This is a genomic window from Kitasatospora atroaurantiaca (genome assembly GCF_007828955.1).
GTDB lineage: Bacteria > Actinomycetota > Actinomycetes > Streptomycetales > Streptomycetaceae > Kitasatospora > Kitasatospora atroaurantiaca.
The window spans coordinates 7187498-7210160 of record NZ_VIVR01000001.1; the positions used below are offsets into that span (position 1 = coordinate 7187498).

The 22663-nt window shown below is 69.5% G+C and carries 13 protein-coding genes and 4 pseudogenes; 13 read left to right on the forward strand and 4 right to left on the reverse strand.

The window, feature by feature from the left end:
• Positions 1–26 precede the first annotated feature (26 nt).
• The gene (locus FB465_RS32130) at positions 27–2450 is read right to left on the reverse strand and encodes a non-reducing end alpha-L-arabinofuranosidase family hydrolase (protein ID WP_425461226.1); all 2424 of its coding nucleotides are present in this window, start codon (positions 2448–2450) and stop codon (positions 27–29) included.
• 657 nt (positions 2451–3107) lie between these two features.
• Positions 3108–5741: an RICIN domain-containing protein gene (locus FB465_RS32140; RefSeq protein ID WP_145796250.1), complete on the reverse strand. Its 2634-nt coding sequence runs from the start codon at positions 5739–5741 to the stop codon at positions 3108–3110.
• Positions 5742–6333: 592 nt separating this feature from the next.
• Between FB465_RS32140 and FB465_RS32145 the strand changes: the two genes are divergently transcribed.
• Entirely contained in the window at positions 6334–8568 is a 2235-nt protein-coding gene (locus FB465_RS32145) for an autotransporter (protein ID WP_425461227.1), read from the forward strand.
• A 404-nt stretch (positions 8569–8972) separates the two neighbouring features.
• Here the strand turns inward: FB465_RS32145 and FB465_RS32155 are convergent, their stop codons facing one another.
• Together FB465_RS32155 and FB465_RS32160 are read right to left on the reverse strand one after the other, a co-directional pair.
• On the reverse strand, positions 8973–11273 hold the full coding sequence (locus FB465_RS32155) for an alpha-L-fucosidase (RefSeq protein ID WP_425461269.1): 2301 nt from the start codon (positions 11271–11273) through the stop codon (positions 8973–8975).
• Between the two features lie 161 nt (positions 11274–11434).
• Positions 11435–12928 carry an RICIN domain-containing protein gene (locus tag FB465_RS32160; protein WP_145796254.1) on the reverse strand — a complete coding sequence of 498 codons (1494 nt, stop codon included), beginning with the start codon at positions 12926–12928 and terminating at the stop codon, positions 11435–11437.
• Positions 12929–13558: 630 nt separating this feature from the next.
• Between FB465_RS32160 and FB465_RS37230 the strand changes: the two are divergent.
• From FB465_RS37230 to FB465_RS32215, 12 genes and pseudogenes are all read left to right on the forward strand, one after another.
• Positions 13559–13762 (forward strand): annotated as a pseudogene (locus FB465_RS37230) (beta-xylosidase); the annotation flags it as partial.
• 2 nt (positions 13763–13764) lie between these two features.
• Entirely contained in the window at positions 13765–13887 is a 123-nt protein-coding gene (locus FB465_RS37235) for an RICIN domain-containing protein (RefSeq protein WP_246192994.1), read from the forward strand.
• Between the two features lie 131 nt (positions 13888–14018).
• A pseudogene (locus tag FB465_RS32170) lies at positions 14019–14501 on the forward strand (ABC transporter permease); the annotation flags it as partial.
• A gap of 214 nt (positions 14502–14715) precedes the next feature.
• Complete coding sequence (locus FB465_RS32175; RefSeq protein WP_145796257.1) at positions 14716–16041, forward strand: L-fuconate dehydratase; 1326 nt, start codon at positions 14716–14718, stop codon at positions 16039–16041.
• The gene (locus FB465_RS32180) at positions 16034–16924 is read left to right on the forward strand and encodes an amidohydrolase family protein (protein WP_145796259.1); all 891 of its coding nucleotides are present in this window, start codon (positions 16034–16036) and stop codon (positions 16922–16924) included. Before FB465_RS32175 ends, FB465_RS32180 begins: the two co-directional genes overlap by 8 nt.
• Before the next feature lie 14 nt (positions 16925–16938).
• The gene (locus FB465_RS32185; RefSeq protein WP_246192996.1) at positions 16939–17175 is read left to right on the forward strand and encodes an RbsD/FucU domain-containing protein; all 237 of its coding nucleotides are present in this window, start codon (positions 16939–16941) and stop codon (positions 17173–17175) included.
• Positions 17172–18218: pseudogene (locus FB465_RS32190) on the forward strand (zinc-dependent alcohol dehydrogenase). Before FB465_RS32185 ends, FB465_RS32190 begins: the two are co-directional and overlap by 4 nt.
• Complete coding sequence (locus FB465_RS32195; RefSeq protein WP_145796261.1) at positions 18215–18976, forward strand: SDR family oxidoreductase; 762 nt, start codon at positions 18215–18217, stop codon at positions 18974–18976. The pseudogene FB465_RS32190 and the gene FB465_RS32195 overlap by 4 nt, the downstream one beginning before the upstream one ends.
• Positions 18973–19602: a bifunctional 4-hydroxy-2-oxoglutarate aldolase/2-dehydro-3-deoxy-phosphogluconate aldolase gene (locus tag FB465_RS32200; RefSeq protein ID WP_145796262.1), complete on the forward strand. Its 630-nt coding sequence runs from the start codon at positions 18973–18975 to the stop codon at positions 19600–19602. The genes FB465_RS32195 and FB465_RS32200 overlap by 4 nt, the downstream gene beginning before the upstream one ends.
• Positions 19599–20657 (forward strand): sugar kinase, encoded by a 1059-nt coding sequence (locus FB465_RS32205; protein ID WP_281292368.1) that lies wholly within the window; start codon positions 19599–19601, stop codon positions 20655–20657. The genes FB465_RS32200 and FB465_RS32205 overlap by 4 nt, the downstream gene beginning before the upstream one ends.
• Before the next feature lie 36 nt (positions 20658–20693).
• Positions 20694–21760, forward strand: a pseudogene (locus tag FB465_RS32210) (aldo/keto reductase).
• Positions 21723–22421, forward strand: a complete 699-nt coding sequence (locus FB465_RS32215; RefSeq protein WP_145796264.1) for a FadR/GntR family transcriptional regulator — start codon at positions 21723–21725, stop codon at positions 22419–22421. The pseudogene FB465_RS32210 and the gene FB465_RS32215 overlap by 38 nt, the downstream one beginning before the upstream one ends.
• Positions 22422–22663: the final 242 nt, after the last annotated feature.

Genomic DNA, 22663 nt, shown 5'->3' on the forward strand with positions numbered 1-22663 from the left:
TCGCGATCACCCGTGGATCAGGCGGGTCAGCGCTGCAGGGTGAGGACGCCCGGCCGCCACGGCAGTTGGTCGTAGGGGCCGCTCGCGGTGGGGGACTTGCCCTGGTAGAGGAACTGCAGGTTGCAGGGGTCGATGGTCATGGTCTGGTCGGGGTTGCTGCGGACCAGGTCGCCGTGGCTGATGTCGTTGGTCCAGGTGGCACCGCTGTTGGCCTTGCCCGCGAAGGGGCTGCTTTCGGTGCTGGCCTGCGGGGTCCACGAGCCGTTCAGGCTGGTGGCGGTGAAGGAGCGGAAGTAGCGCCCGTTCGCGCCCTGGGCCTCGACGATCATGAGGTACTGGTTCTGGTCCTTGACCTTGTAGACCTGCGGCGCCTCGAACAGGTTGTTCGCCGTGTCGCTCATGACCGTCGTGTACGACGAGCCGAAGCTGCCCGGGAAGTTCCCGATCGGCATGCTGGCCCGGTAGATGCTGCCGTTGTCACCGGCGAAGAACAGGTACATGTTCTGGCCGTCGGCGATCAGGGTCTGGTCGATCGGGCCGGTGCCGGAGTTGGGGATGCTACCGGTGAACAGCGGCTGCGGCGCGGACCAGCCGTTGGGGTTGGTCGGGTCGCTCGACGTGCGGTAGATGAACGGCCAGGCACCCCACTGGTACGCCAGCACCCAGATGTTCTTGGGCGCGAAGTAGAACAGCGTGGGCGCCACCGCGGCCTGGCTCATCCCGCTCTGCCCGGCCGACGCCATGTCCGACCAGTTCGTGAACGGGCTGAACATCATCGAACCGTACGACGATCCCGACACGTTCGACGCGTAGACCACGTGCTTGCCGTTGTACACCACGTCGGTGAAGTCCTTCACCGACGCCCACCCGTTCGCCGGCTGCGCCAACGAACCCGTCGAGGACCACCGGTACGTCGACGGAAGAGCACACGTGCCGTCCGTCGGCGCGGCCGACTTGAAGTTCCAGTGCTGGTTGGCGCCGCCCTTGGAGTCCCAGATCTGGACGGCGGTGCCGTTGGCGGTCTGACCGCCGGGGGTCTCCAGCACCCGGCCGCTGGCGACGTTGGTCAGCGTGTAGGAGCCGTCGCCGTTCCGGGCGGCGCGCCAGTGCTGGTTGGCGCCGCCGTTGGAGTCCCAGACCATCATCCTCGTCCCGTTGCCCGTCCGGCCGCCCGGCTCGTCCAGGACCCGGCCGCTGGCGACGTTGGTCAGCGTGTAGGAGCCGTCGCCGTTCTTGCCGGCCCGCCACTGCTGGTTGGAGGCGCCGCTGGCGTCCCACACCTGGAGCGGGGTGCCGTTGCCGTTCTGCCCCGCAGGCTCGTCGAGAACACGTCCGGCGGCCACGTCCGAGAGCGTGTAGACGGTGCCGGAGGCGATGCCGCCGTCCGGCGTCCCGCCGCCGCTGCTGGCGCTGCCCAGGGCGGTGAGCACCGCGTTGTAGGCGGGTTTCTTGTTGCCGTTGTTGTCGAACAGCAGCGGGTTCTCGCCGGTGCGCCAGGAGTCGCTGTCGCGGATGCCCCACACGGTGATGCCGGTGCAGCGGGCGACGTTGAGGCAGGCCTTGACGGTGTTGGTGTAGGCGGTGGTGGATGCCTGGGCGATGTCGAGCTCGGTGATCTGGACGTCCACGCCGAGCGCGGCGAAGTTGGACAGGGTGGTCTGGAAGCTGGCCGGCGGGCCGCCGGTGCCGAAGTGGCTCTGGAAGCCGACGCAGTCGATGGGCACGCCGCGGGACTTGAAGTCCTTGACCATGGTGTAGACGCCCTGGGTCTTGGCGTCGGTCCAGTTCTCGATGTTGTAGTCGTTGTAGCAGAGCTTGGCCGAGGAGTCGGTGTTCCGGGCGGTGCGGAAGGCCTCCTCGATGAAGCCGTTGCCCAGCACGTTCTGGAACACGGAGCTGCGGTGCCGGCCGCTGCCGTCGTCGGCGAAGGCCTCGTTGACCACGTCCCAGGCGTAGATCTTGCCCTTGTAGTGGGTCATTTCGGTGGTGATGTGGTTGTTCATCACGCCGCGCAGGGTGTTGGCGTCGGTGATGGAGCCGACCCAGTTGGGCAGTTGGGAGTGCCAGACCAGGGTGTGGCCGCGCGTGCGCTGGCCGTGCGCGGAGGCGTGGCTGACGATCGAGTCGGCGGAGGCGAAGTTGAACGACCCGCGGGAGGGTTCGGTGGTGTCCCACTTCATCTCGTTTTCCGGGGTGATCATGTTGAATTCCCGGTCGAGAATGGTGGAGTACGTCGAGTCCCCGAGCCTGCCCCCGGCCACTGCCGTACCGAAGTAGCGGCCGCTGCCGGCAGCTGCGTCGCCGACCACAGCCGGCGTGCCGGCGTTCGGCGTGAATGCGGCCTGAGCGACCAGCGGTATGGCAGCACCCGCGGCGGCGAGAACCACGGTGGCGGCGAGCAGGCGGCGGGTTGCCGGACGGCGGCGATGAGAGCGGTTCTGATCTGGCAACGGCTTCTCCTTCTGGCGCAGCGGGCCTTGGTCTCGGCCCTGGTTACCTGCCAGTTGGCGCCGCGCGCACAAAGGTTGCCGTGATCGGGAGGAATCTTTTGTCGAGCCAGAGATTGGCGCGGCCCTCATCCCGTCGGGGCGAAGCCGCCCCGGACCGCGAGGGGGCCTGCGGCGGTCCCGGCGTCGGCGCGGTAGGTGTCATCCTTTGGCGTCCCGTCCGCCGGTGGCGTGGTTGTACCGGCCGGCGACGACGTGCTGTCCGGGCGGCACCATACGGGCCCGGCTTGAGGACCCAGCGGTGGACCAGCGCGCCGCTCTCCTCCTGCACGGCGACGGTGACGTCGTCCGTGGGCAGGGGTCGCCGGCTGCCGGTGCTCTGCACGCCGCCGGTCTGGGCGATGCGCAGTTCGAGGGTCAGTGCGGTGAGTGGCTGGGTGGTCTTGAGCGTGATGTTGCTCTGCGCCCAGTAGATGGTGCTGTGCGGGTCGACCGAGCCGTCCGTCCGCAGCGGCCCGTCCGCGGTGTTGGGGGGCGCTGGACGACGGCGGTCACCGCGAAGCCGGCCGCCACCAGCATGCCGGTGAAGACGAAGCGCGTTCCGTCAGCCATGGCGGGGCCGCAGGCCGTTGTGCCTGCGGCCCCGCTCGGGCGTCGGGGTCAGGAAGGGTCGCCGTACTGGAGACCGCGTCCGTTGGTGCCGATGTAGACGCGACCATAGGTGTCGGGGTCGCCGGTGATGATGCCGAGGCTGCCGATGGCGCCCCACTGGTGGGCGTCGTCGTTGACGCGGAGCCAGGTGGCGCCCTTGTCGGTAGAGCGGAAGACTCCGGTGACGTCCTTGACGGTGCCGATCAGGTACAGGGCCTGGTAGTTGGCGCCGGGTGCGGCCTTGCCGAAGCCGAGGGCCGAGGCGGACTGCACCGAGCCGAGCGGGGTGAAGGTGCGGCCGCCGTCGGTGGAGTGCAGCAGCCCCTTGCCGCCGCCGGAGATCCACAGGTCCCCGGCGATGCCGGGGACGGCCATGAGCCGGCCGGAGGGCAGGTTGCCGGTCCGGGCGGTGAAGGTCGCGCCGCCGTCGGTGCTGGCGTAGAGGGTGCCGCCGGACAGGGAGTAGAAGGTGTTGCCGGAGGAGCGGTCGGCGACGACCTCGGCGTCGGTGCCCAGGCCGCTGACCTTCGACCAGCTCGAGCCCTTGTCGGTCGAGCGGTACGGGACCTGACCGTCCTCGGTCCAGACGATGGTGGAGCCGTCCGCCGCAAGCGCGACATGGCCCATCTGGGAGCTGCTGACCGGCTCTGACTTGAAGCCGTTCCAGCTGCTGCCGCCGTCGGTGGAGTAGGCGCCGTCCTGCGCGCCGCCACGGCCGACGCGCACCATCATCGAGGGGTTGGACTGAGCGAAATCGATGTCGGTGCTGCTGCTCATCAGCGGGTTCTTCAGCCGTCCGGCGGGCACCTCGGTCAGGGAGTCGTGGCGGAAGCCGCCCTGGTCGCCCATGGAGGTGATGACGGTGGTGCCGCCGGGAGGGGCGATCGCGTCCGCCAGCGAGGTCTCCTCCAGCCCGCGGGCCCCGGAGGCCCAGTGGCTGGTGCCGCCGCTGTCGGAGGCGTTGGCGTCCTTGCTGCGCCAGATGCCGTTGCCGGTGCCGTACAGCGCGTGCCCGGAGTCGAGGGGATCGATGGCCAGCGCGGTCATCCAGTGCCCGGTGCCGGTACCGACGTAAGGAGCGCCGGAGGCGTCGCGCTGCGACTTGTCGGCCAGTGCCTTCCAGGTCGTGCCGCCGTCGGTGGTCCGGTAGACCTCGTCCTCGGGCCACCAGCGGTCGAGGGTGGTGACCATCACCGTGGACGGTCTCTGCGGGTCGACGGCCAGACCGGAGAACCCGTAACCGCCCTGGGAGGGGGAGATGTTCTTCCACGCGCCGCCGGACGGCGTGTACTTCCACACCGAGCCCGCCGTCGCGTCCATGGGGCCGATGCTGTTGCTGTAGGACAGGTACAGCGAGCCGTCACCGGAGACCACGCCGTGCTGCGGCATCTGGCCGGTGGGCTGCCCGGAGACGGCCTGCCAGGTGTTGCCGCCGTCGGTGGAGCGGTACAGGGAGGTGGACCTGTCGTTGACGCCGACGTAGATCGTGTTGCTGCCGGCCGGGCCGTACGTCACGAAGGAGATGCCCGCGCCGCTGCTCGCCCCGTCCTTAACGGGGAACGAGGAGACCTGACTCCATGTCGCGCCGTAGTCGGTGCTGCGCCACAGGCCGTTCTTGCGGGTGCCCAGCAGTAGGGTGCCGTGGTTCGCGGGGTCGATCACGAGCCGTTCGCCCGCCCCGCGGCCGGGTTCGTTGCCGCCCAGCTTGAACGGCAGATCGGTGCGCTGGAAGGTGCGGCCCCGGTCGGTGGAGCGCAGGATCACGCCGTTGCCGGCCCACTCGTTGGTGTAGGTGCCCGTCGCGAGGTAGAGCCGGTTGGGGTCGACGGGGTCGGTGGCCAGCGCATCTATGCCCAGCAGGTTCCAGTCCTTCTCGCCAATCCAGTCGGTCAGCGGTATCCACTGCTCGGCCCCGGTGTCCCAGCGGTACGCGCCGCCCATGTCGGTGCGCGCGTACAACAGGCCCTTCTCCTTCTGGTTGAAGACCAGGCCGGTCACGTAACCGCCGCCCGCCACCGGGGCGTTCTTCCACACGTACGATCCGGACCCGGTCTGCGCGCCGCCGCCGCTCTCCGCCACCTTCACCAGCTTCCACTGCTGGTTGGCGCCGCCCCAGCCGGGCCACTGGATGACCTGCGCGCCCCGGTCCGTGGAGCTTCCGGAGACGTCCAGGACCTGACCGCTCTTGCGGGAGGTGAAGGTGACCGCGTCGGAACCGCGCACATCGTCGATCCGCCACTGCTGGGACGCTGAGGACCTGTCCGTCTGCTGCTCGGCGGCAGCCGCCTGGCTGGTCGAGTCGCCCGCTATCCCTAGCACCTTGCCGCTGTTGCGGTTCACCAGCTCGAAGTAGCCGTCCCCGGTGGACTTCAGTTTCCACTGCTGGTTGGCGGTGTTCTGGTCGGTCCACTGCTGGATACGGGTGCCGTCGGCGGTAGAGAAGGCGTTGACGTCCAACACCTTGCCGCTGCGTACCGAGACCAGCCTGTAGTAGGCACCGCTGTCGACCGTCGCGGCCTGGGAGTCCTCGTGTGTGAACACGAAGTACGACACGACTGCGAGGGGCACACCGAGCGCCAGAGCGGTGGCGCTCAAGCGACGGCGGTGACGCCCGCGGCGCGCGCCGTTCGGGGGGTTGCTCATGGGTAGACGTTCTCCTTGCGAACCGTGGACGAGAGAAAGGCGGATCCGGACACCGGAACTGGCCGGATCTACTTCCTTGTGGTCACAGGCTCCGCAAAGGGTTGCCGCGAGCCGGGAACTTTTTCAGGTCACTTCGTGGTGAGGTAGACGTTGATCAGCGTCAAGGTGACGTCGGCGCTCTCGGCGTCGACGTTCCACACGCGCGTGCCCCAGAAGGATCGGCGTCCTCACAAGCGGCTCAAGAACACGGCTGAGCAGTCACATCGGATGCGGCGGCGCTGAAGAGCACCGCCGCACACGTTGGCTGGACGGGAACCGGCACGACGTCACGCCAAGCGGCGGTGCTTGTCGACGTGGAGGGGCGTCCGCAGTCGGCGACCGTCCCACCGTAGTTGCGTGGGCGTCCACGCACTGGGCGGCCGCGATCGACGGGTCAGGTCGCCTGTTCGCAGCTCGGCGAGGATCCCTCGTGCAGGCGGGGCCAGACGCCAGCCTCCTGGCCTGGGCTGGCTCGCCACCGTCCGGCCTCGGGGGCCGGCCACCGTGGCCCGGGTACGCGCGGGGTCGGGGCGGCAATCCGAGGCGTGCAAGGGTGCCGGGCGTCCCCCGCAACGGTGGCGCGATAGCATCGGCCTCAGAAAGCTCCGCTACCTTGTCGAGCGGACCTTCGCGCAGCCTCACCGGTTCAGGTGTATCGCCATCCGCCGGAAGGCTGCCCCGATCTCCAGGGCATGCTCGTGTCGCCCGTCCGCATGCTCCTCTTTCACGACTCGGCAAGCCTGCTCGACGGCCGCCCGGCCGCGCATCCGTCGGAACCACGCGCCGGCTGCGGTCTTCAGGAGCACCTGCATCGGCACTCCAGAAAGCACTCTCGATGAAGCGTTCATGGCATGCACTGCTGGCGTCCGCGGTTGTGGCGGCGACGACGACCATGCCCCTGGCCCTGGCGCCGGCGAGCGCCGTCGCGGCTGATGGTGACATCACATCGTCGATACTCTCCAACAGTGACGTGGTCCTTGGCGGAAACGCCGTCGTGAACGTACCGCCCGGGACCCACACGTACTCGGGGGTCATCAGCGGGCAGGGGTCCTTGCGGATTTCCGGTACGGGCACCTTGATCCTCACCAAGGACAGCACCTTCACGCTCCCCGGTTCCCAGCAGGGCCAGTCCGTCAGCATCCCCGGCGGAAACCACCCCTATGTGGTCGTCAGCAATCCCGACCGACCGGCGATAACGGTCGACGCCGGCGCCACCCTGCAATACGGCAACGGCGGAACCACGGGCCTGATCGGCGCCTTCCCCTACAACTCGCCCGGCTACCAGCAGAACCAGGACAACATCAGGGTGGACGGTACTCTGAACCTGTCGCTCACTCGCCTGTTCAACTTGGGCACCATCAGCGGCTCCGGGACGATTGTCCAGCCCCGCAACATGTGGGGGACGCTCCAGCTGTGCGGAAGCAGTCCCTTCTCGGGGGTGCTCGACATCGGCACCGGCGCCAACTACGCCGGCACCACCTGCGCGGCCGACCTGCCGAATGCCAAGGCCGTCCTCAACCGGGGCTCATGGATCATCGACACCCCGCTGAACCACACGGTCGTCCAACGCCAGAACTTCTACAGCCGTGAGTACGGCAACGACGTCAACGTCCACTCCCGGCCCGGCAGCAAGGTGATCCTGACGGGCACCTACAGCTACAGCGACAACACCGGCACGACCTCGCCGGCGCTGAGCAACAGCAACCTCAACTGGGTTTCGGTCGCGCACCAGTTGAACAAGCGCGGCACCAACATCGAGGGTGCTGACGTCCAGTGGGGAGACGGCACCACCCACCAGATCTTCATGCCGGGCACGGCCGAAACGGCGTACATCAACCTGCACGCCAACTCCCAGCGCTCGCGGCTGACCTTCAACTACAACGGCGCGGTCACCCTTGGCCTGCCCATCGGCGGGGGGAAGTACCACGACACCCTCGCCGCTCCCGGAGCGGGTGACATCGTCATCGCCGGCACGCCCGGGAACGATGTGACCTTCGCCGCCGCTCAGTTCTACGACGGCTCCACCACCATCCAGCCGGGTGCCAGGCTGCGCCTCGGATCCGGGACGGCAGGAGCGGACGGCAGTCTCTACACCAAAGGCGCTCTCGACGCGATCAGCGACAACGGGTCGCTGATCATTCAGAACGTCCGGACGCCCGCGACCCTGCCGGCGGTGTCGGGCTCCGGATCGGTCACGCAGAACGGCACCGCGACAACGACGCTGACCGCCGCCTCCTACACCGGTGCCACCACCGTGGCCAACGGAACGCTCGCGGTGGTCGGTGCGTCGCTCTCCTCGTCCAGCGATGTCGCCCTTACCGGTGCGTCAGCCGTCCTCGATCTCGGCACGGCAACGTCGACGAAGCTGCGCAAGCTGGAGGTCGTCACGGGCGCGAAGATCATTCTGCCCGGCGGAATCCAAAGCTTCACTGTGGGCTCCCAGGACGCCGCGCTCTCCGGCGACACGCTCAGCGTGGGAGGAGCTGTGTTCTCAGTTGCCCGTACAGCCGGTCACATCGAGCTGACGGCCCTGACGGCGAGCACCGAATCAGCCTCGGCGTCGGCGAGCTCCACGGGCGTGCCCGCTGGCCAGGCCGGCGGTTCAGCCTCTGTGGGGTCCACCATCAGCGAGACCGCTGGCGGTTCCCCGGGAGCCCGGGCCGGCGGCGCGGGCTGGGTGACGCTCGCCTCGGCCGTCGCGGCCCTGGTGGCCTCGGCCGGTGTCGTCGCTCTTGTCCGCAGGCGCATGCGTGGGCGCATCAGCCGCCGCCCTCGGCGCGGCCGCTGATACAGGTCCGCCGAATGCGTTTCGCACCAGCGAGCCGTTGACCACCCTGGTGGTCACTCCGCGCACCGTGCTGCGCTGGCACGCCCGGCTGGTCGCGCGAAAGTGGACCTACCCGCCCCGCCGACCAGGCCGGCCCGGCACAGCACCAAGGCACTACGCGCCCTGGTGCTGTGCCGGGCCCGCGAGAACGACACCTGGGGTACCGCAGGATCCACGGCGAACTGCGAACCATGGGCTGGAGGATCGCCGCCTCCACCGTCCGGGAGATCCTGAAGCAGGCCGGAATCGACCCGGCGCCCCTGCGTGCCGACCGATCCTGGTCGATTTTCCTCGAGGCCGGAGCTCAAGGGATCCTCGCTGTCGACGTCCTCCACGTTGACATCGTGAGCGGGGCGAGGCGTCCGTCAGACGGCGAGGATCTGCCAGTCCTGGTTGTCGCCGCCGGTGGTGGGCCACTGGATGACATGGGCGCCGTCGGCGGTGGAGGCGTCCTTGACGTCGGCGCACCAGCCGTTGCGGACGTTGACGAGCCGGTAGTAGCCGCTGGTCGCGGAGGGGACGAGCTTCCACCACTGGTTGTCGCCGTCGTTGCCGGTCCACTGGTCGAGGTCCGCGCCCTGGGTGGAGTTGCCGGGGCTCTCGAGGACCTTGCCGCTCTTGACGTTGGACAGCCGGTAGGACCCGTCCGAGTTGGGCACCAGCTTCCACTGCTGGTTGGTGCCACCGGTCCAGGGCCACTGGATGAGGTTGGCACCGTCGGCGGTGGAGGCGTCGCTGACGTCCATCACCTTGCCGCTCTTGCGGTTGACCAGTTTGAATGTGCCCAGGTCCGCGCCGAAGGGCCGGTCGTAGACCTCCAGGTTGCGGATGGACGCCCAGACGCTGTCCGGTAGCCCGGTGACGGTGACGCGCACGTACCGTGCCTGGGTGCGGAACTGGGCGATCTGGACCTGGCTGGTGCTGGTCGTCGTGGTGAGGTCGGCCAGCGTGGTCCAGGTGCTGTTGTCGGTGGAACCCTCGATCTTGTAGCGGTAGTTGGTGTTGTCGAGCTCAAAGGCGATCCGGGTGCCGGTCAGCGAGCGGGTCGAGCCGAGGTCGACCTTCAGCCAGTGGCCGGTGTTGCTGTCGTTGGCGCACCATCGGGTGGCGGTGGCCCCGTCGACCGCCTTGGCTGCGGTGTTGCCCTTGGAGCTCTCCTCGCTGGAGGCGGTCGCGGTCCGGCCGGCGGCGATGTCGGCCGGCTGCACGCTCCGGTCGAGGACGACGCCGACGACGCTGTCCTGGGGGTGGGTGGTGCGGTCGATGCCGGTGACGGCGACCCGGCCGTCGGCGCTGACGGTGTAGGAGAGGTTGCCGCCGGACCGGACGTCGAACACGCGGGTGACCTGCGCGTCGCCGACCGGCGGGGTGGTGAAGGTGGTTCCGCTGTAGCCGGACAGCAGGTGGACGTAGAAGGTGTTGTCCTTGTACGTGAAGCCGTACTGGCCGTCGACCGGGTTCCACGGGCCACCGCGGGTGCCGTAGACGGACTGGCCGCAGGCGGTCATGAAGGTGCCGATCTGCCGCAGCAGGTTGGCCTGGGCGGTGGAGACGGTGCCGTGCCGGTCCGGGCCGACGTTGACCATCACGGTCATGTTCCGCACCCAGCAGTTGACCAGGATGTCCATGGCGGTGCCGTAGCCCATGACAGCGGAGTTGGAGTAGCCCCACGTGCCACCGACGCTGAAGACCTTCTCGACGAGCCTGCCGGTGCGGATCGCCCCGCTCGGGACGCCCGGGCCCTCGTCGCTGTCGTAGTCGCCCTTCCAGCCGGAGCGTGAGGTCGCGACGATGTCGGGCTGGTGCTTGCGGACCATGCCCATCAGTCCCAGCGGCTTGCCACTGGCGTCCGTCTCGCCGTACGCGGCGTCCACCGGCCACTGGTTGGCAGTTTCGCGGAACTGGCCGGGCTCCCAGAAGAACGCGCCGGCCGCGTCGGTGCCCTGCTCCGCGACCCAGCCGCCGTCCCACCAGAAGTCGTCGATCACGCCGTACTGGGTGACCAGCTCCTTGACCGACTGGTACACCTCGGTCTTCATGATCCGCGCGTTCTCCTTGTGCGCGGGATCGGTGGTGTAACCCCAAGGGTTCGTCGCGCAGTTGGTACCGGTCACGTCGTAGTAGCCGGGGTAGCGCCAGTCGATCGGCGAGTAGTACAGGCCCACCCTCAGACCGGCCGCGCGCACCGCGGCGACATAGTCCTTGACGAAGTCGCGGCCCAGCGGCGCCTGCCCGGAGCTCCAGGCGTTGGGGTGGTTCAGCGGCCACAGCGCGAAGCCGTCGTGGTGACGCGTGGTCAGCGTCGCGTACTTCGCGCCGAAGTCCTTGGCCAACTGCGCCCAGGCCGCCGGGTTGTAGGCGTCGGCGGTGAACTGCTCGCTGGTCGCGTCGGTGACGTACTTCCGGTAGTTCGCCGGGGTGACCGCGGCGTTGTGCATGTACCACTCGCCCTTGGCCGGACCCGCGTACGGCCCCCAGTGGATGAACATGCCCAGCTTGGCGTCCTGCAGCCACTGGATCTTGGAGTCCGGCTGCTGCTCAAGTCCCAGGTCGATCTGCGGGATCCGCAGGGGAGGCAGCGGCAGTGGGTCGGCGGCCGCCGCGGCGTACGCGGGCGTCGTCATGGCGACGGAGCCGACCGAGGCGGCGACCGTCATGGCCGCCATACCGGCGAGCACCGACCTGCGTGAGATGTAATCCGGCACCGTGAATCCTTACTGTTCGTCCTTGAACAACGGTGTTGAGGTTGTCGGCGTCCGTGGCCCGGCGCGTGGGGCCACCCGCCGGGCGGGCCCGGTCGCCGGCCGGGCCCGCTGCCGTCAGCCGGTCAGGACAGGGTCCAGCTCTCGCTGGCAGCGCTCGCACTGCCGCCGGTCTCCTGGTCCACTGCCACGCCCTGCGTGGTCGAGCCGCCGGTGCCTATGGTCAGGCCGCTGCCGACGCCGACCAGCACGTACTTGCTGCCGGTGAGGCTGCCGGTGAGGTCCAGCGCCCACTGCTGGTTGGCGCCGCCGTTGCAGGTCCACTGCTGCAACTGCACGCCGGTGCTGGTCGAGTGGTTGGGGACGTCCAGGCACAGTCCGCTGTTGACGCTGGTCAGGGTGTAGATGTTGTCCGCCACCTTGGTGAGCGTCCATTTCTGATTGGCACCGCCGGTCGACGGCCATTGGATGACCCCGCCCCCGTTGGCGGTGGAGGCACCGGACACGTCCAGCAGCATCGAACTGGCCGCGTTGGTCAGGGTGTAGGTGCCGGGGGAGGGGATTCCGCTGCCGGCTGACCAGGTGCCCGCGGATGTGTCGAGCGACCAGGTGGGGTACTGGCCGAGGTTCACCGTCGTCTCCCTGATGGTCAGCGGGAGCCAGATCAGCTGGGAGTTGCCCAGGTCACCGGTGTTCCAGCGGTCGCCCGCGTAGATGTACGTGGTGCCCGCGGAGCCCTGGACGGTGATGATGTTGGCCGTCTGGCTCGCGTACGTGTTGGTGCCGGGGGCGGCCAGGTCCCGCCAGGCCGACCACGGTCCGCTCAGGGACGTGGCGGTGGCGTAGACGTTGTCATTGAGGTTCCAGCCCGTCAGGTGCGACCCCAGCATGTAGTAGATGCCGCCCACCTTCACCATGGCCGGGGACTCGATGCTGCCGCCGCCCAGGAGCGCCACCGAGCTGTCCACCGAGAGGTAGTCCGCGGAGAGCCTGTCGATCCGCAGGCCGCCGTTGCTGCGGTCCTCGGTCAGCAGATACCCGGTGCCGTCGCTCTCCTGGAACAGACCCAGGTCACGGCTGACGTTGCCCAGCGGCCGGAAGCTGCCCCGGTAGTTGTACGGGCCGCAGGGGGTGCTGCTGGTGGCCACGCCGACCTTCGCGTCGGAGTAGTCGGAGTTGTCGATGTGCACGTACATCACATACGTGCTGGTAGACGCGTTGTAGATGACCTTCGGCCGCTCAACGACCCGGTTCGGCCCCAGATCGCCGCTGCTCTGCTTGGCCTGTGCCATGCCCTGGTAGGTCCAGGTGCCGAGGTCGCCGGAGGTGTAGCAGGGGATGTCCTGGAACGAGGTGTTCGCCGACGTCTCGCCGGTCTTGTCCTCGCCGAAGCCGTACCAGGTGCTCCCCACCTTGACGATGCCCAGCCCGTGCAGCTGGAGTGTCTTGCCGTTCTGGTCGGTGCGGGTGGCTCCCAGGGTGAATCCCACGGAGGCCGCCTGGGCCTGTGCGGCGGGCAGCAGCACTGCCGCGAAAGCACCGAGCAGGGCGAGAAGCCCGGCGAGTGCGGTTCGCCACCGGCTGACCTTCCGGCTGTCGCGTGAAGGACTGTGGAACAAAGGTTTCACCTCTCCTATGAGGACGTGTTTCAGCGCGGCACGGCCACGACCTGTTGCCGGCAGACGTGCGGGGCATCAAGTGGGTCATCGCGCCGATGCTCCCGGCCAGCACGCGTGGCAGCTGGTGGATTCTGTTGAGGCGTCTCTCCTGGCTGTCCCGGGACAGCGTGGACGGAGGTTCGGGTCGAGCCAGAAGGCCGGCGTTCCGGAGGGGTCGCCGCTACGGCGAACCACATGTGGAGCCGCACAGCGGTTCACCGAGGCGTCCATGACATGGGATGGATTAAGGCGCATAGGTCGGGTGCTTGTCTAGAGGTTTGACAGCTTCTGACGCTGGATCGGACGGCGGAGAGGCGATTCGACCGACCCAACGGCGATGAACATGGGATGTATCGCTGCCCCTGCGTGTCGACCTGGGTCAGCGTCGCCGCATCGAGCGGGCGGTCGGCCATTCCTGTCCGAAGCGTTGACGCGGCCGCGTGAACTGCCTACCGTCCTGCAACAGAGCCGCACATATTTCAACAATTCACAAACCGTGGCACGGGAAGAAGCCGCCCCGCGCCGCAGGTGTCGGCGGGTGCGTGTCGCTCCCTGCCCACTCCCCGAAGGGGCCGTTCCGAAGGAACCCAGATGCTTCGACGCACTCTCGCCTGTGTGCTCGCGGCCACCGTGGCCGTGCTCGCACTGCTCGTCGCCGGTTCGCCGGCCCAGGCGGCTCCGGTCACCGTGACCAACGCGACCCAGTTCACCGACGCCACCGGAGCCGTCGTGCACGCGCACGGCGGCGGAGTGATCAAGGTGGGGTCGTACTTCTACTGGTTCGGCGAGAATCGCTAGTGGCCAGGCGCAGCGGCAAGTGCCTCGACGTGTCCGGCAACTCCACCGCCGACGGGGCCAAGCTCATCCAGTGGCCGTGTGGATCCGGCCTCAACCAGCAGTTCGAGCGGCGCGCGGCCTGACCGCTTCATCCGGCAAGGGCGGAGGCGGGTCCGCGACACCCGCCGCCGCCCCTCCTCCCTCCCCGCACGACCCCACGGCACCGTCCTCGCGCAGACCCCCGCAGCGGATGCCGCCCCGCAGGCCGCCAGACGCCGACTGGGCCGGCGTGCCCGTCTCCATCTGGATCTGCCTGGCCCTGTTCGCCGTCGCCGGCGTCGTCATGGGCTGGACCGGCTTCGGCCGCTCGTTGTACGCGATCGGAGGAAACGTCGACGCGGCGAAGGCGGCGGGCATCCGTACCGACCGTGTGCTGTGGATCGTCATCGTGACCGGCAGTCTGCTGGCCGCTCTCGCAGGGCTGATGCTGTCCGGACGGCTGGCCTCGGTCGCCTCCGGGCAGGGCAACGGCTATATCTTCACCGTGTTCGCCGCCGCAGTCATCGGCGGCATCAGCCTCAACGGCGGCAAGGGGACGGTCCTCGGAGCCTTCACCGGCATCCTGCTGCTCTTCATGATCCAGAACGTGCTCACCCTCGCGGGCGTCCCGGCGCGGTGGATCGGCGCCCTCAACGGCCTGATCATCCTGGCCGCCCTGACCATCTCGCGCATCACCGGCGGCAGGGTCCAGGAGTGAGCGGACCGGCAGGCGGCGGCCGACATACATCCGATTTATTTGAGCGCCTGATCGGTCCTTTTGCGCTTCCACTCCCACCACAGCATCAAATCCATCACTAGACATGGGATGTCTGTCGCCCTAGGCTCTCACCAATCTCGAAGCGCGGGCCGAATCGAATGCCGCTCGCGCCGCAGGGGGCGATGTCCCACCTGCCTTCACAGGAGTTGCTGCCATGCCGTCAACTGTGTCCGCATCCGCCCGGATCACCGCCCTCGATGTCCTGGACGTCCGGTTCCCGACGTCCGAGCATCTGGACGGGTCGGATGCGATGAACCCCGAACCCGACTACTCGGCCGCCTACGTCGTCCTGCGCACCGACGCCGGCGACGGGCTGGAGGGCCATGCCCTGGCCTTCACCACCGGACGGGGAAACGACGTGCAGGCCGCCGCCATCGCGGCCCTCGCCCCGCACGTGGTCGGCCTGTCCGTCGAGGAGGTCTGCGCCGACCTCGGAACATTCGCCCGCACCCTCATCCATGACCCCCAGCTACGCTGGCTGGGCCCGGAGAAGGGCGCGATACACATGGCCACCGGCGCGGTCGTGAACGCCGCCTGGGACCTGGCGGCCAAGCGCGCGGGTAAGCCCGTCTGGCAGTTCCTCGGCGAGATGTCGCCGGAGGAACTGGTCGCGCAGGTCGACTTCCGCTGGCTCAGCGACGCCCTCACCCCCGAGGAGGCACTGGAGATCCTGCAGCGGGCCGAACCCGGCCGCGCGGAGCGGACCGCCCGGTTGCTGGAGCGCGGCTACCCCGCGTACACCACCACCCCCGGCTGGCTCGGCTACTCCGACGAGAAGCTGGCCCGACTCGCCCGCGAAGCCGTCGCGGACGGGTTCACCCAGATCAAGCTGAAGGTCGGCGCGTCCCTGGAGGACGACGTGCGGCGCATGCGGACCGCCCGCGAGACGGTCGGCGACGGTATCCGCATCGCCGTGGACGCCAACCAGCGCTGGGACGTCGCAGTGGCGATCGACTGGATGCGCGAGCTCGCCCCCTACCAGCCGTACTGGATCGAGGAGCCCACCTCGCCCGACGACATCCTCGGCCACGCCGCGGTCCGCAAGGCCGTCGAGCCCGTCAAGGTCGCCACCGGGGAGCACGTGGCCAACCGGGTCGTCTTCAAGCAGTTGCTGCAGGCCGGTGCGGTGGACATCGTGCAGATCGACTCGGCGCGGGTCGGCGGCGTCAACGAGAACCTCGCGATCCTGCTGCTCGCCGCGAAGTTCGGAGTGCCGGTCTGCCCGCACGCCGGTGGGGTCGGCCTGTGCGAGATGGTGCAGCACCTGTCGATGTTCGACTACGTCGCCGTCTCGGGAACGCTGCAGGACCGCGTCATCGAGTACGTCGACCACCTGCACGAGCACTTCCTCGACCCGGTGCGCATCAGTGACGGAAACTACCTCGCGCCGACCGCACCCGGCCTGAGCGCCCAGATGCTCCCCGAGTCCCTCAAGGAGTACGCCTACCCCGACGGCCCCGTCTGGAGCACCCGTGTCTGACGTCGTGTCAGCAGGGCTCGTCGACGCGCACCACCACCTCTGGGACCTGGCCCGCCCTCCGCAGCCGTGGCTGGACGAGCCGGCCCACGAACCGATCCGCCGCACCTCCGGCCCCGACGACCTGCGCGCGACCGCCACCCGGACGATCGCCGGCCGGCGGCTGGAGAGCACCGTGGTCGTCCAGTGCATGCCCTCCGTCCCGGAGACACGGGAACTCCTGGCCCTGGCCGAGTACGACCCGCTCATCGGTGGCGTCGTCGGCTGGGCGGACCTCACCTTCCCGGCGCTCGGCGACCTGCTGGACGAGCTGCGCGCCGGGCCCGGCGGCGGATACCTGCGAGCCCTTCGGCACCTCGTGCAGGGCGAGTCCGACCCCGAGTGGCTGCAGCGCCCCGAGGTCGAACGAGGCCTGGAGGCCGTGTGCGAACGCGGCCTCGCCTACGACGTACTGATCCGCGACCACCAGTTCCGGCAGGCGATCCGACTGGCCGAACGCCTCCCGGACCTGCCCCTCGTGCTGGATCACGCGGGCAAGCCGCCCATCGCCCGGCAGGACCTCGCGGAGTGGGAGCGGCAGGTCAGGCTGCTGGCCGCACACCCGCAGGTGACGTGCAAGCTGTCCGGGCTGATCACCGAGGCCGACCACGACGGGTGGACGATCACCGACGTCCGCCCGGTATGGGACGTCCTGCTCTCCTCGTTCGGACCCGAGCGGCTGATGTTCGGCTCCGACTGGCCCGTCTGCATCCTCGCGGGCGGCTGGGACCGCTGGGCCGCCACCGTCGAGGAGCTCCTGCACGGTTGCTCCGACGGCGAGACCCAGGCGGTCCTGGCCGGCACCGTGACCGCTTTCTACGGGCTGGTGCCCGACAGAGCCCTCTGAGAGAGGACGGCCCGATGCTGCTGACCGAAGTGATGGTGCCGCCCGAGGGTGAGCCGGAGCCGCCGGTCATCGCCGAGTACCGCGCCCTGCTGGCACCCGTGCCCGTGGACACGCTCGGCCGCCACGAGTTCTACGACGCTGCGCGCTCGCCCGACCTGGCGCTCGCGATCGTCACCGCCGACACCCGTACCTACGCCAACCTGCTGCTGACCATCGGCGTCCGCGCTGAAGGGACCCTGATCTCACGATGACGACACTCGCCGTCCGCTACACCGGCGCCCGAACCCTGGACACCGCTCCCGCCGTCAGTTCACCGCCCGGCCCCGGGGAGGTGGAGCTCGCCCCTGCCTACGTCGGCATCTGCGGCACCGACCTGCACATCTTCCACGGCGACATGGATGCCCGCGTCAGCACGCCCGCCGTCCTCGGGCACGAGATGTCCGGCCGGATCGTGCGCGTCGGACCGGACGTGGAGGGCTGGGCGCCCGGCGACGCGGTCACCGTGATGCCGGTGCGCTGGGACGGCAGCTGCCCGGCCTGTCAGGCCGGCCACCGGCACATCTGCCAGCACCTGGACTTCATCGGCATCGACTCCCCGGGCGCGATGCAGCAGCGCTGGACCGTGCCCGCCTCGACGCTCGTGCGCCTGCCCGACTCCGTCTCCCTGGACCGGGCCGCTCTCGTCGAGCCCACCGCGGTGGCCGTGCACGACGTCGGCCGGGCCGGCGTCCAGGACGGCGAACGGGTCGTCGTGGTCGGCGGCGGACCGGTGGGCCTCCTCATCGCCCTGGTCGCGCGGTCCGCCGGAGCCGATGTCCGCATCGTGGAGCTGAGCGCCCACCGCCGGCTGCTCGCCGAGCAACTGGGCCTGACCACCTGGGACCCCGCCACGCACGACGTGCCCAAGCTGGTGCAGGACTAGACCGGCGACGCGGGCGCCGATGTCGCGTTCGAGGTGTCCGGCGCCGCGGCCGGTGTCGACACGGCGGTCGAAGTCCTGGGGGTACGGGGCCGGCTGTGCCTGGTCGCCATCCATCCGCGCCCCCGCGAGGTGAACCTGCACCGGTTCTTCTGGCGTGAACTCACCCTCGTGGGCGCCCGGTTGTACGACCGATCCGACTTCGAACGGGCAGTGGCGCTGGTGGCGGACGGCACCGTCCCCGCAGAGCGGCTGATCAGCAAGGTGGTGCCGCTAACCGAGGCCCCCTCGGCGTTCGAGGCCCTGGAAGCCGGCGGCGACGTGATGAAGATCCTGGTGGACTGCACCAGCCAGCAGCGGGGAGCGACCGCATGAGCGTCTTCGACCTGACCGGCAGGCTCGCCGTCGTCACCGGCGCCCGGCGCGGCATCGGCCGGGCCATGGCCCGCGCCCTCGCCGAGGCCGGGGCCGACATCATCGGGGTCAGCGCCAGCCTGGAGGAGTCCGGCAGCGCGGTGGAGAAGGACGTCCTCGCCACCGGGCGCTCCTTCGAGGCGATCCGCACCGACTTCGCCGACCCCGACGCCGTACGCGCCCTGGGCGAGCAACTCGCCGGACGAGAGCGGCCGGTGGACATCCTCGTCAACAACGCCGGCACCATCCGCCGCGCCCCGGCCGCCGAACACACCGACGCAGACTGGGACCTGGTGCTCCAGGTCAACCTCACCGCGCAGTTCACGCTGACCCGGGCCGTCGGCGCGGCGATGGTGGCCCGCGGTCACGGGAGGATCATCTTCACCGCCTCGCTGCTCAGGTACCAGGGCGGCGTCACCGTCCCGGGCTACACCGCCGCCAAGCACGGCATCGCCGGCCTGACCAAGGCACTGGCCAACGAATGGGCCCCGCACGGCGTCAACGTCAACGCCATCGCCCCGGGGTACATCGCCACCGACAACACCCAGGCCCTGCAGGACGACCCGGTGCGCAGCAAGGCCATCCTGGACCGCATCCCGGCCGGACGCTGGGGCACCGCCGACGACCTCGCGGGCGCCACCGTGTTCCTGGCCTCCGACGCGGCGGCCTACGTCCACGGCACCGTTCTGCCGGTCGACGGCGGTTGGCTGGGCCGATGACCACCGACCCGATCTCCGGACTGCTCGGCAGCCGGATCCTGCCGGTGCTGACCGTACCCTCCGAAGCGACCGCCGCCCCGCTGGCCGACGCGCTCATGCGAGGCGGCGCGCAGGCCGCCGAGGTCACCTTCCGCACACCGTCGGCCGAGCGGGTGCTGAAGGCGATGACAGCGCACGGCGGGCTCGCCGTCGGGGCCGGCACCGTGCTCACACCCGAGCAAGCCGAGCGGGCCGTGGCCGCCGGTGCCCGCTTCGTGGTGTCGCCCGGCTTCGACGCGGAGGTCGTCGCCAGGTGCCGGGAGCTGGGCGTGCCGGTCGTGCCCGGCATCGCCACCGCCGGCGAGCTGATGTGCGCCGTGCGGGCCCGCCTCGACACGGTCAAGCTCTTCCCCGCCGAACCCCTCGGCGGCACGTCGATGCTCCAGGCCCTGGCGGCACCGTTTCCCCGGATGCGGTTCGTGCCGACCGGCGGCATCGGTCCCGCCCACCTTCCGGCCTACCTCGCGCACCCGGCGGTCCTGGCCGTCGGCGGCAGCTGGATGGCGACCGCCGGTCATCTGGAGCGCGGCGAGTACGAGGAGATCCGCCGGCTCACCGCCGACGCCGTGGACAGGGGCAGGACGTGACCGGGCGCGGCCGCCTCGGCACCGACGTGATCGCCCTGGGCGAGGTGATGCTGCGCTTCGACCCGGGCGAGGGCCGGATCCGGACCGCCCGCTCCTTCCAGGTCTGGGAAGGCGGCGGCGAGTACAACGTCGTGCGCGGCCTCCGCCGCTGCTTCGGCCTCCGTACCGCCGTCGTGACGGCCCTGGTCGACAACCCGGTCGGCCGGCTCGCCGAGGACCTGATCCTGCAGGGAGGTGTCGACACCTCGCTCATCCGCTGGGTCCAGGGCGACGGCATCGGCCGCAACGCCCGCAACGGACTGAACTTCGTCGAACGCGGCTTCGGCATCCGCGGCGCGCTCGGCGTCAGCGACCGTGCCAACACCGCCGTGTCCCAACTGCGGCCGGGAGACATCGACTGGGACTCGGTGTTCTCGGCAGCCCCGCTCTGGTTCCACACCGGCGGCATCTTCGCCGGATTGTCGGACACCACCGTCGAGGTGGCGGACGAGGCGATGACTTCGGCTCGGCGGCACGGGGTGACCGTCTCCTACGACCCCAACTACCGCCCCAGCCTGTGGGCCGGCCGGGGCGGGGCCGACCGGGCGCGCGAGACCGATCTGCGGCTCGCCCGGCACGCCGACGTCGTGGTGGGTGCCCTCGGCCTGGCCGGAAAGCACCCCGGGGCCGACCGCATCGGCGCGGACGAACTGCCGGACGTACTCGCCGACGTGGCCGCCCTGCTGCCCGGGGCTCGTGTGCTGGCCACGACCCTGCGCGACGTGCCCTCCGCAGGGGTCAACGACTGGTCATCGGCGGCCTGGTCACCGAACACCGGTCTCGTCACCGGCCCCCGGATGTCCGGCCTCCATGTGCTGGACCGCATCGGCTCCGGCGACGGCTTCGCCGCCGGGCTGATCTACGGCCTGCTGACCGGCGCCGACCTGGAGCGCGCCCTCGCCTACGGCACGGCCCACGGTGCGCTCACCATGACAACGCCCGGCGATGTCTCGATGGCCTCACTCGCCGAGGTCGAGGAACTGATGGCGGGCGCCTCCGCCCACGTCAGACGCTGATCCCCGGCCGAATCACCGCGTCCCGAGGAGGACCTCATGCGACATCGGAAGATCACGAACACCTCCGTCGAGCTCACCGAACTCGGCTTCGGTGCCTCGGCCATCGGCAACTTGTACCGGATCACATCCACCCGTGACGCTGCAGCCGCCGTCGAGTCGGCCTGGGACGCCGGCATCCGGTACTTCGACACGGCACCGCACTACGGACTCGGGCTCTCGGAGCACCGCCTGGGAGCTGCCCTCCGGGATCGCCCGCGTGACTCGTACGTGGTGTCCTCCAAGGTGGGCCGGCTGCTCGTGCCCAACGAGCAGCCGAGAGGCACGGACACCGAAGGCTTCGCCGTACCGGACGACCTGCGCCGGCAATGGGACTTCAGCAGGGGCGGCGTCCTCCGTTCCATCGAGGACACGCTGGAGCGCACGGGGCTGGACCGTTTGGACATCGTGTACCTGCACGACCCCGACGACCACTGGCCGCAGGCAGCCGAGGAAGCCATGCCCGCCCTGGCGGAACTGCGCGATCAAGGGGTTTCGGTGCCATCGGCGCCGGGATGAACCGGTCGGCCATGCTGGCGCGTTTCCTTCGCGAGACCGCCGCGGACGTGGTCATGCTGGCCGGGCGCTACACCCTCCTCGACCAGTCGGGACTGGACGACGTCCTGCCCGCCGCTCAGGAGCACGGCAAGAGCGTCGTGGCGGTCGGCGTGTTCAACTCGGGGCTGCTCTCCCGTGACCGGCCCGCGCAGGGCATGAAGTACGACTACCAGGACGCCCCGACCGTACTTGTCGCCCGTGCCCGGGCGATCGCCGAGGTCTGTGAGCAGCACGGCACCACCCTCCCCGCCGCAGCGATCGCATTTCCGCTCACTCACGCCAGTATCATCAACGTCACCCTCGGCATGCGGAATCCGGAACAGGTGTCGCGTAACGCGGCGCTGTACGGACAGCACATCCCCGAAGGCCTCTGGGAGGATCTCCGCAGTCGGGGCCTGATCAGGTCCGACACACGCGTCGATTCCAGCGGACCGGGTGCCGCACGGCAAACACTCACGGAAGGAGTTCCCGTTGTCTCTCACGGACAGGGCCATCGCACAGATCCGTGAGCTCATCCGCTCGGGTGCACTGCCTCCGGGCTCGAAGTTGCCCCCGGAGCAGGAGCTGGCGGCTCAGCTCGGCCTGTCACGTAACCTCGCACGCGAGGCGGTCAAGGCGCTGGCCGTCGCACGGGTACTCGAGGTCAGGCGAGGCGACGGCACCTACGTCACCAGCCTGCAGCCGAGTCTCCTGCTCGAGGGCCTCGGCGGTGCGGTGGATCTCCTCCAGGGTGACTCCGATGCCCTGCTCGACCTGATGGAGGTCAGGCGACTCCTCGAACCCGCAGCCACCGCGCTGGCCGCCGTCCGGATCTCCGACGAGGGACTTGCCGAGGTGAAGCGCCACCTGGACGCCATGCGGGAGGCAAAGGACGACGTCGAGAAGCTGAACGCACACGACGCGGCATTCCACCATGCCGTCATCGCGGCCACCGGAAACGAGTCACTGCTCACCCTGCTGGAGGGCATCTCCGGCCGTACCCTTCGCGCCCGCATCTGGCGCGGCCTGGTCGACGCCCAAGCCGCCGGGAGAACCCTCGTCGAACACGAGGCGATCTACGAGGCCCTGGCCAGTCGTGACGCCTCTCTCAGCAAGGCAGCCGCACTGATGCACGTCGGCAACACCGAGCGATGGCTGCAACGGAACTCCGCTGAGTCCGCGCCCCGATGACAACCGACGCCCCGCGGCGCCTCCTGGCAGGGTCACGACGCCAGTGATGGTGCAGCCGCAGGGCGCTCGGTGGCGCTACTGATTTCGGCGCTTCGAGGTGATTGGCCTGTTCGTCCAGCTGACTGCCGGTCATCTGCGCGCTATGCCGTTGGTATGCGTTTTGCGGATGGGGCGGGGTGACGGCGAAAGGCCGTCGGCGCTGAGCTTCCCCCGCTGCGCGCGCGTGAAGCAGCTCGGCCGAA